Below are 9,546 nucleotides of genomic sequence, written 5' to 3'. Positions count from 1 at the left end.
TCCCACCAATCCTTACTGAACGGCAGCCTATTCCCGCTGGCGCCAGCGCTACCGCCGGCCAGCCACAAATCTCAGCCGGTCCAACTCCATCGCAAGGTCAGCATCGGTGGCCATCGCCAACTCGACAGTGCGCGTGACGATGACGGGCATGTAGGTGCGGCTATCAATCACCATGCCAGCGCCACGCACGCGTAAAACAATATCGCGAGTATCGGCATCGACTACCAAGACCTCACCAAGCGCCCCGGCATAACGTTCGTCGAGCCGGCCTTTCTGACCAAGGTCCGCCAGCGCGTTTCCCTCGATCACCGCGACGGTCCCGCCCGTCATCGGCCGGCGCGCTAAATAGGCTTCGGGCAGAACGTCACGGGCACCAGCGAGCGTGAACGGCGCCAGCTCGGCCCACCGCTCGTTCACATAGCGAACCGCGAGTACCGGTATCATGAAGGCCGCCATCAGCCGAAACGTGGTCGCAAGCATCGCCAGTTCGACGATCCCATAGGTGATCCGGCTGTTCCGCTCGTCAGCCGGGCGTGCAGGGATGCCCAGCCGCTGCAGATGACGAATCCGCGCCTCGAACGCCTTGCGCGCGGGCGGCGGCACGCAACACGCTTCCATCAGCACCGTGACCGCATCGGAGAACGAAAGGTTGATCGCATGGTCTCGCGAGGTCTGCATCACAACCGCATCGCGGCAGCGACAGCCCAGCGCAAGAAGCAGCATTGACACATTGATCTATACGCGCGTATATTTTCGTTGTCATGATCCAACCACCACCCTCCACTGCGCACTCCAGCCCCCCCGCCCCCAATGCATTCGTCATCGAACTTGATGCCGCAGATGCCCATTCCCTCAATCTGCTCGTCTCTCCGCCCGGCAGGCGCATGGAACCGAAGGTCATCTGGACGCGCCGATTGGACACGCTCGAGGATCGCAACGCCGTGCTCGACGCCGTCCACAGGGATGCGCTGGACCTTGCGTTTTTTGGGCGTCTGACGAGCATCTTCGGCACCGTTGAACTCGACAAGGTCGTCGATGGCATCGTCAGCACCGCCACCCATGCCAGGCATGAAGCTGCAGAAAAGGCCGCCAGGACGGCGCGCAATCATCAGCGTGTCAGTCTCTACGCTCCCGACACGAAGCGCGGCCACGCGCTCGAACTTCAGCGCAAGAGCCGCGATGTCGCGGATTGGAGGGTCGTCTATGATCGCGCAGCCGAGCGTGATCGGCTTTGCGACTGGCTGCGCTGGCAGCAGCCCCGGTTTCTCGAGTTTCTCGAGTTTGCCGCCAAGAACGGCGACGAAACGCTGACCCGCCTCCTCACCGATCAGATGTTCGAAGCCGAACGCCGCGTGAAGAAGGAAGGCCGGGGGGCCGGCGGCATGCGTCCGCTCAAGATGTGGAGGGGCGACTGATGAATGATATCTCCGCGTTCGAGCCGGCCATCCCGGCAATGGTCGTAGGCCAGTCGTTCGGTGGAACGCCCCCGCCCCTCGGGCTGGGTGAACCGTTTGCGCTCATGGGCGGCGACAGGCTGGGGCCGGACGGCATCCCGTTTGCCATCATGCATGATCATCAGCCCGCGTTGCTGCGCTGGGTGAAACAGAGCTGCGAGGCGTCGCTCGCGGCCGAGCGTCCATGGTTTCGCGGTAGTCCTCTGCTGCTGCCCGGTAGCCATGGCGCCGGTCGCACACACGCGGCGCGCTGGCTGGCACGCGTCGTAGGCGTGCCGCACTGTATTCTCAATCTCACCGATCCGGTAATCGCCGCCAACATCGCCGCCTCGCGCCACGTGAACGAGGCGCTATGGGCGTCACCGCTCACCATCGCGATGTCGGCGACGCGCATCGCCAACCCGGTCGCGACCGTCATCGGTGCCGACAAGGTCAGCGAGGATGTGAGCGCGGGCCTAGCAACGATGATGGACCCCGAGACCGGCACGTGCTGGAGCGAGGACCAGCTCGGCATCACCGTCGATCTTGGCGAGGTGACATGGGTTATCCAGTGCGATCAGGTGTCGGCCCTGCCCCCTGCGCTTCGCAATATCTCGACCCCCGTCGTCCTGCAGCGTCCCCCGGGCGGGCTCGATAGCGTGCTCACGCTGTCAGTCATGCTGGAGGTGATGAACGATCTCAGGCTCGAGCCTACCGATCCTTTGTACAGTTGGGCGCGCATCCAGGCCGCGTTGCCCCACTATTACTTTAAGAGCGCCAAGGGTCTCTACGCCGACATGGTCAACGCGCTCATGGCGCTCCGTCAGGGCTCTCCCGATCACAGGCTCGAATACGACGAACAAATTCCGTTCTGACGTTCAACCAAGGAGACGAAGCATGCCGATCCAGACTATGCCTGCCACGATGCACGGGGTCATCCCCGCCCCCGCACTCCCGAACACAAAGCCGCCGCGCCTTTATCTGATCGGCGAAGCGGAGCGCTCGACCCGGCGTCCCGCAATCGCCACCGACGGCCGCACCTCGATCTCGGTCAACGGTCGCTGGCAGGCGCTGCGCGGCCGGACTGCGACGTTCGAGCAGCTGCTGCGCATCGCGTTTCCCGATCGGGACTTCACCCAGCCGGGCGCCGCGACACTTACGTTCCGCAACGGCCCGACGCTGCGGCCGGTCGGCTCGCTGACCCCGGGCGACGTCATCGAGTTGAACGAGGGCCTCCTCGTCAACGCCAATGTCACCAATGCCAGCTGACCCCACCCTGCCCGCTCCGGTCGAGGCGAGCCGGCCATCGGGTCGGTTCGTCTATGCCGACACCGCGTCGAGCCGGGCGGGGATCGAAGCGGTATCGCGCAAGCTCGAGGGTGGCACCGTCGCGATCCTCGGACTTGGCGGTACCGGCTCGGTAACGCTCGACCTGCTCAGCAAGACGCCGGTCGATCGGATCGTGCTGATCGATGGCGACATCATGCAGCAGCACAACGCCTTCCGCTCGCCCGGCGCGATGGGGCTCGACGACATCGCGGCAAATATGACCAAGGTCGCCTATTTCGCGCGGACCTACAGCCGCATGCACCGCGGCATCGTGGCGCATCCCGTTCACCTCGACCCTGCCAATCTCGACCTGCTCGATGGTGTCGATTTCGTGTTCTGCTGCGTCGACAGCGTGGAGGCCCGAGCGTTCATCATCCCCGCGCTCGAAGCGATGGACGTGCCGTTCATCGACTGCGGGCTGGGGCTGACGCTGGTCGACGACCAGCTGATGGGCCTGGTGCGGGTGACCACCAGTACGCCTGCGATGCGTGCCCATATCCCTGACAAGGGTCGCATCCCGGTGACCGGACGCGACGACGACGATATCTACCGCAGCAACATCCAGGTTGCCGATCTCAACACCCTCGCGGCTACGCTTGGGATCATCCAGTACAAACAATTGCGCGGATTCTACCTCGACACGGAGGCCGAATATCACGCGGTCTATTCGACCGACGGCAATCACATCATCAATGAGGATCGTGCCTGAGACGTGGTCGGGCGCGCACGATTAGCTTGCCGCAAGCCCGCGTCCGGCATCGACAAGATCGTATAACTCAGCGATCTCTCGGCTAGTCGCGCGCCAGGGGCAGGGCAGGTCCGCGCCCCGCGGTACAGCTCGCCATGCCGCGCCGGGCACAGGCATGAGCGGTCCCCAGTCGCTTTTTACGTCGATCTCGACCGCGTTAACGACATTGCGGATGCCAGCGATTTGCAAGTCGGTAGAAATGAAGAACGGGTGATCCACGAGCTCTGCGACCTTGCGCCTGTTGTTGCGAAGTGAATCGTCTTGAAGCGCCGAGATGATCGTCTCGGGCAGGAGATTACCTTCGATCCGGATCCGGGCCTCGCGGCCTAGCGTCATAATGCAGCGTGATCGACCGGCCAGCTCGATCTTCTCGGCGACCGCGAGGCTGTTTCGCACCCGGATCCTGATCCCGCCCTGTCCAAGGTCGCGCCGCGCACGCCGCTCGAAATAGCCCATTATAGGTGCGTCTGCCGTCTTTTCTGAAAATGCCAGCCTTCGACGCAGCGCGGCTTGGTTGCGCGACCAGGAAAGCCAGGCGGCCAGCACGCTGGATCCTGTCACCAGCCACAACGGAAGCAGGTCGTCCGTATGATCGACCGCGGCCAGCATGCTCCGCGATCGGTCAAGCATCATGCAAGCCTCGACTGCAACGGCGAGCTGCTCGAGTGGCCGATCGGACGATCCTGCGCCGGGGTCGAATGCGATGCTGCCCCCACCGATGGCGACGTCGAGGACGTGCCTCCCGCCACTTACTCGGTAGTGGGCGGAATCGACGATGCAGAGCATGCGATCGACGAGGTCCCGCAATTGATTTCGATCTGTCGGCACCCGCCCTCGCGTCGTGGTTTTCACGCGCAACGCCATAGCGCGAAAGGCTCCATGCCGCACCTTACGCGTTCGTCCATTCACAATCGGAAGCCAAGGCCCCTTTCCGCAGCGGACACGATATCGTCGGCGCGCGCGGCGATGTTCGGGAACAGGCTTCGGACGATAGTCTGCCGGATCGACGTCCGGATTGACCGGGCGAACAGCCGACGATCGGCGCGGGACGGACGATCCTCCCACCGCGCGGCGCGGACATGCCGGGCGCGGGACGCGATGAGCGCCCGAGCATTGCGCCGGCTCGACACAGCCAGCGTGATCGCGATGATCGTGGCGATCATGCCAACGAGCATGATCGGGATCACTCGAGCCGCCAGCCAGATGATCACGATCAAGACCAGAATACCCATCATTCTCACTCCTGTATTTTTCCCAGCTCAAAACTGGATCACCCACTCAATTGACCGTTCCCCTATTTCCCCGACCTCCGTCGTTGTTTTCCTACGGCGTATCGTCGAAGGGCATGCGTGCGCCCTGATCGAAGCGGCATACCGTTCGGCATGCTTCCTCGGTGAGGGTGCGGGTCCTGCGGGCGCGAACGACAGCGAACCTGGCATTGTTGCACGACGTTCGCTGGCTCCAGGCGTGGCACCAGGGGCGTTACGGATCACTCAGGATTCATGTCGCTCTGCGGGCGGAAGGTCGGCCGTGCAGCCGTGGCCGCGTTGAGCGCCTGATCCGTCGCCATCGTTTCCGCGCGCTGGCGGGGCGTGGGTTTCGATCGGAAACCACCGACAGTCGTCAATATCTGCCGATTGCGCCGAAACTGCTGGGGAGCACTGTGTTGCTGCCGTAACGTCGCCGTCACGCCGCGCCGTCCGCGATCATGAAAAAAGGGCCAGGATCGCTCCCGGCCCTCGTTCCGTTCGCCAGCCATGCCGGCGCCACGCGATCGGCGTTGGGCTTAGATCGAGGCTATTACAACCAGCACCGCATGCACTCGGCCTCAAGTATCTGACTCCCGAGCAAGCCGAGCAAAGCATGACCGGCTAACCCAGCGTGTCCGCCGAGAAGGGGGAAGGTCAATCTCAGCGAAACAGCATGCCGGGTTCCTGAAGTGGCGTTCCGCCCTGAATTCAATCAGGATCGCAAAAACTCCGCCGTTACCCCTGCTCTAGCGCGAGCGGCGGTCCGCACGTCACCGCTCGGCCTTTTCCCGCGACGCAGGAAATCGAAGCTAGCGTCCAGGACGCAGCACCCGTGACGCGCTGTGTTTTCCCAACAATGACTGCCGGAAGCTGCTCCGGCCGCCACCATGAACCCCGCACGCGCTCGGCCAGACGCCGTCTGTCATCGACAGTCGCTCCAAGCGCCACCAGCATTACGTTGACCATCGTCCCTTCTTCAGTCCCGCCCACTTTGGAGAAGCTGGGTCGACCCCTGAAGAGGAAGATCGCAGCATCGCCGGCAAGCGCCTCGTGAAAGAAGACAGCGCCCGTCGCGGCGGGTACAAGGAAAACGACCTTGCGCACATTACCGCGCAACCACTGGTCGTGCCCGCGCCTTACCCAGTCGTCTTGGGCGGACCAAGGCGGATTGACGAACGCGAAGCTCCCAAACCATTCGTCCCTCAGCCCATCGTGCCCCTGACGGACGTCAAAGTGATGAACCGGCCGGACCGAGCTCGCCTCGTGCCAGCAGGGATCAAGTTGGATCCTGCCAAAGCTCTCCTCGATCGCGAGGATCAGGGCCGGCGACGTGAATCGATCGTCGCTTTCATAGTGTTCGATCAGGCCGGGCAAACTGGTTTCGGCCAGTAGCCGTCCGCCTTTGCCCACTCGACCTCCCGGCCCCGCGACCAAGGCGCGGCCGCTGGCCGCTTCGACCTTTGCGAGCGGCGACAATCCTCCATTGTTAGCTGGGTCTCCAGCGACCCCATGCTTCGGATTGCGCGCATCATTTTCCACGAGGGTTCCTCCGTTCGTATGGATGGATGGAACCTCGGCACCTGACAGCCCGGTCCGGCCCGTCGCCGGACCAGCCACCTTCTCAACCGGAGAAGGGATGCCAACCGTGTCGACGACGGCTGGCGTAAGGCAAGTCAGGTGTTCTCGCCTCTTTTGCCGACTCAGCACAGCCCTTTACAAGGGGTCGACGACGTCTCGGCGCAACGGTTTCCCGTGCCAACTACTTAGGATCCGTGAGTCAGAGGATCAAGTCGTGCACATGCACCATGCGACGCAGCGCCATTGGGATGTGTTCCATAACGAGACGCCATCGGGCGCAGCAGACTGCCGTTCGCGGTCTGGACATCCCCGAGAGTTAAATCAGGGCCGCTGATCTTTTTCCGTGTCGGCGGACACGCTGGGTTAGCCAGTCATGCTTTGCTCGGCTTGCTCGGGAGTTAGGTGTTCGATCCCACGGTTTGATGGTGCGATCCTTACGTTGGATTGGAAGGAAACCGTATGGGACAGGTACGTCACCGGAGCGCCACGATCACGCACGCCGTCCGAGCAGCAATACAGCGATAGCAAGCTTCGCGCTCGACGCTTAGCGCGGGAGCTTGGGATGAACCCGAAGACAGTAGCGAAATGGTGTAAGTGGGCGACAGTCGAGGATTTGAAGACTAGGCCGAAGGCACCTCACTCCACGACCTTGACCGACGCCGAGGGGGCTGCGGTCGTCGCATTCCGGCGTCACACATTACTGCCGCTCGGCTCGATCTCGGGGCGATAGGAACAAGCCTTTGCGGAGGCCAAATCGCCATCGGACCGTTGGCGGAAAGCCATGCCTTCGTCAGATTGGCCACTGACGCCAGTCATCGGCATCGCAAAAGGCCTCGTGGTCGGCAAGATCGTGAAATCGCAGTGCGTGAGCCAGACTCTCGCTGCGCAGGCGCGGCATGTGGTCACCAAGGCCGGTGATCTCGATCTCGATCAGCGACGATATACCCCCGATCCCGCGTTCGAAACGCGACAGGGTCGCCTCGCTCACGCCGGTCATGGTCGCGACATCAGCCAGGGTCCGTTTGAGTTGCAGCCTTCTGGCCCTGCTTCGCGGTCCATGCCCGACCGGGTCGCAGGGATCGAACTCGGGCCATGCCGGCACCACGTCCTGAAGCTCGACGTCATCCTGATCGGCAAGCAGAACGGCAATTACCATCAGCACGGTCGCGGCGAGCGGCTTTCGTTTGCCCGCCTCGACGCGCAGGATGGTCTCGCGTGATACGCCGCTCTGCCGGGCAAGTGCCGCCTGTGACCAGCCTTTCGCCTGACGAAGCTGCCGAATCGACCCGCCGATTTCGGCAGGAACGTCCGCCGCTGGAAAATAATGTGACCGGGCGGCCATCGAGTGTGCCGTTCTTGCAAGTGGGTGATCGGCAAATCCCATAACCGATTCATGTCGCGGCAAAAACCTTCTAAAAATCGAAGTCAGGACGGCGCCATCAATCGCGAGACTCCCACCTTCGACCACGGCGCGTTCCGCTGTGGATTGGAAGCGCTGGTACGTCTCCTGGCGCGGCAGGCCGCGATCGAGCATTGCCGCCACGCCGCGGACGAGTCATCCTGCCCATCAGCCACCACGGATAATCCACCATGCTGACCAAAGCCCTACCGCGTATCGCGCTCTACGGCCGCCATTCGACGGCGATGCAAACCGCGACATCGAGTTCGGATCAGGCGGCGTCCTGCATGAAACTGGTCGAGTATCTCGGTGGTACGGTCGTTGCCACCTATCTCGACCCTGAACAGTCCGGCTATCGCCGCGATCGTCCCGGCTTGAAGAAACTGCTGCGCGACGTTGAAACAGGCGCGATTGACATCGTCGTCTGCGAGGCTCTCGACCGGCTGGCCCGCGACGCCGAAGACGTCGCATTCCTGGGCAAGAAGCTGATGTATCATCGGGTGTCGTTGCATACGGTTTCCGAAGGCCATGTCGACGAGATCAAGTTCGCGGTTGCCGGGCTGCTCGGTGCGATCTTTCTCAAGCATCTGATCGACAAGACCGTGCGCGGGATGGAGGCCGCGGTCCTTGCCGGTCGCTTTGCGGGCGGCAAGGCCTACGGCTTCAAGCGCGTCATTAAGCTCGACGCACGCGGCGAACTCATTCGTGGCTTGCTGGAGACCGACCAAACGCAGGCCATCATTGTCGAGCGCATCTTCGCCGAGTTTGCGGCCGGCCGCTCGTCCATCCAGATCGCCACGTGTCTCAATGCCGACGGGATCCCGGGCCCCCGCGGCGGCCAGTGGAATGCATCGACGATCCGGGGCGATCCAAAGAAAGCGACGGGCATCCTCAACAACCCGCTCTACGTCGGCCGACTGGTCTGGGGGCGCCGCCAGTGGCGCCGCAATCCGGACAGCGAGAAGCGCGAGCGGCGCTATCGGTTGCGTGACAGAAGCGAATGGATCGAGGTCGCGGTACCGGATCTTCGCATCATCGATGACGCTCTGTGGGAGTCTGTCAGGGATCAGATCGAGCGCCGACAGCTTTCGAATAACGAAAACTCGGTTCGGCAGAAGCGCAAAAAGCATCTGCTGTCCGGTCTTATCCGGTGCAGCTGCTGCGGTTCGAATTACACGATTTCAGGCGCGGATTATTATCGCTGCGCGGGCCAGAAAGAGCGGGGAACCTGCTCGAACATAATCTCGGTCCGGAAGGGACCGCTGGAAACCGCTACGCTCGCCGTCCTTCAGCATCACCTGATGACAGAAGACCATGCAAAGCTCTTCCTCGAGGAGTTCGAGCGGGAAGTCGCTCGGGTCAACCAGAGCCGCGATCAGCGTGACGAAGTCACCGCGACCCGCCTGAACGGCGTGAGACAGGAACTTGAAAACCTGACCGCAAACTTGCTGCAGGGCGTGTTGAGCCCGACGCTGCAGACCCTCCTCGCGAGCCGGGAGGCCGAGAGGGCTTTGCTGGAAGCACGCCTGGCGGCACCGTCTGCGTCATCCTCTGCCGACATTTTACCACATCCCATGCTGTTGCGCAGATTCAAGGAGAAGGTTGCGGCCTTACGGGAGACGTTGAACGACGAGGCGGTCATCGGCGAAGCGGCTGAAGTGCTCGAAACGCTTATCGAAAGCGTGACTATTTATCCCGACGGACCGCATGGTCCTGAGGCGGAAGTGGTGGCGAAGGTGTCGGACCTAATGTCATGGGCCACAAACGACAACGCCGCCCGTGAGGGCGGCGATTGTAGTTCTATAACGG

At 62.6% G+C, this 9,546-nt stretch carries 10 protein-coding genes and 2 pseudogenes; 7 read left to right on the top strand and 5 right to left on the bottom strand.

What is annotated here, in order from left to right; all coding sequences use genetic code 11:
• Positions 1–48: 48 nt before the first annotated feature.
• Complete coding sequence (locus SFC76_RS19525) at positions 49–723, bottom strand: hypothetical protein (protein ID WP_322851083.1); 675 nt, start codon at positions 721–723, stop codon at positions 49–51.
• A gap of 38 nt (positions 724–761) precedes the next feature.
• Between SFC76_RS19525 and SFC76_RS19520 the strand changes: the two genes are divergently transcribed.
• The 4 genes from SFC76_RS19520 to SFC76_RS19505 are packed head-to-tail and all read left to right on the top strand — an operon-like array spanning position 762 to position 3,471.
• Positions 762–1,415: a hypothetical protein gene (locus tag SFC76_RS19520; protein WP_322851082.1), complete on the top strand. Its 654-nt coding sequence runs from the start codon at positions 762–764 to the stop codon at positions 1,413–1,415.
• On the top strand, positions 1,415–2,308 hold the full coding sequence (locus SFC76_RS19515; protein ID WP_322851081.1) for a hypothetical protein: 894 nt from the start codon (positions 1,415–1,417) through the stop codon (positions 2,306–2,308). The genes SFC76_RS19520 and SFC76_RS19515 overlap by 1 nt, the downstream gene beginning before the upstream one ends.
• A gap of 22 nt (positions 2,309–2,330) precedes the next feature.
• Positions 2,331–2,702, top strand: coding sequence for a hypothetical protein (locus SFC76_RS19510; protein ID WP_322851080.1), 372 nt, complete (start codon positions 2,331–2,333; stop codon positions 2,700–2,702).
• Entirely contained in the window at positions 2,692–3,471 is a 780-nt protein-coding gene (locus tag SFC76_RS19505; protein ID WP_322851079.1) for a ThiF family adenylyltransferase, read from the top strand. Before SFC76_RS19510 ends, SFC76_RS19505 begins: the two co-directional genes overlap by 11 nt.
• Before the next feature lie 21 nt (positions 3,472–3,492).
• Here SFC76_RS19505 and SFC76_RS19500 read toward each other — a convergent pair whose 3' ends face one another.
• Both SFC76_RS19500 and SFC76_RS19495 read right to left on the bottom strand, forming a co-directional pair.
• Complete coding sequence (locus SFC76_RS19500; protein WP_322851078.1) at positions 3,493–4,362, bottom strand: hypothetical protein; 870 nt, start codon at positions 4,360–4,362, stop codon at positions 3,493–3,495.
• A gap of 53 nt (positions 4,363–4,415) precedes the next feature.
• On the bottom strand, positions 4,416–4,745 hold the full coding sequence (locus SFC76_RS19495) for a hypothetical protein (RefSeq protein ID WP_322851077.1): 330 nt from the start codon (positions 4,743–4,745) through the stop codon (positions 4,416–4,418).
• A gap of 161 nt (positions 4,746–4,906) precedes the next feature.
• Here SFC76_RS19495 and SFC76_RS19490 point away from each other — a divergent pair.
• Positions 4,907–5,164: pseudogene (locus tag SFC76_RS19490) on the top strand (IS3 family transposase); the annotation flags it as partial.
• Positions 5,165–5,495: 331 nt separating this feature from the next.
• Here SFC76_RS19490 and SFC76_RS19485 read toward each other — a convergent pair.
• Complete coding sequence (locus tag SFC76_RS19485; protein WP_322851076.1) at positions 5,496–6,299, bottom strand: DNA N-6-adenine-methyltransferase; 804 nt, start codon at positions 6,297–6,299, stop codon at positions 5,496–5,498.
• A 498-nt stretch (positions 6,300–6,797) separates the two neighbouring features.
• On the opposite strand from SFC76_RS19485, the pseudogene SFC76_RS19480 reads away from it, so the two are divergent.
• Positions 6,798–7,047: pseudogene (locus tag SFC76_RS19480) on the top strand (IS481 family transposase); the annotation flags it as partial.
• Between the two features lie 81 nt (positions 7,048–7,128).
• On the opposite strand, the gene SFC76_RS19475 reads toward SFC76_RS19480, so the two are convergent.
• Positions 7,129–7,872, bottom strand: a complete 744-nt coding sequence (locus SFC76_RS19475) for a helix-turn-helix domain-containing protein (RefSeq protein WP_322851084.1) — start codon at positions 7,870–7,872, stop codon at positions 7,129–7,131.
• A 56-nt stretch (positions 7,873–7,928) separates the two neighbouring features.
• On the opposite strand from SFC76_RS19475, the gene SFC76_RS19470 reads away from it, so the two are divergent.
• The coding region (locus SFC76_RS19470; protein WP_322851075.1) for a recombinase family protein at positions 7,929–9,546 on the top strand (1,618 nt) is incomplete at its 3' end.

The organism is Sphingomonas sp. CD22 (genome assembly GCF_034556155.1).
Lineage (GTDB): Bacteria > Pseudomonadota > Alphaproteobacteria > Sphingomonadales > Sphingomonadaceae > Sphingomonas.
The sequence above is the reverse complement of the archived record's forward strand: the minus strand, read 5'-3'. Positions and strand labels throughout refer to the sequence as shown.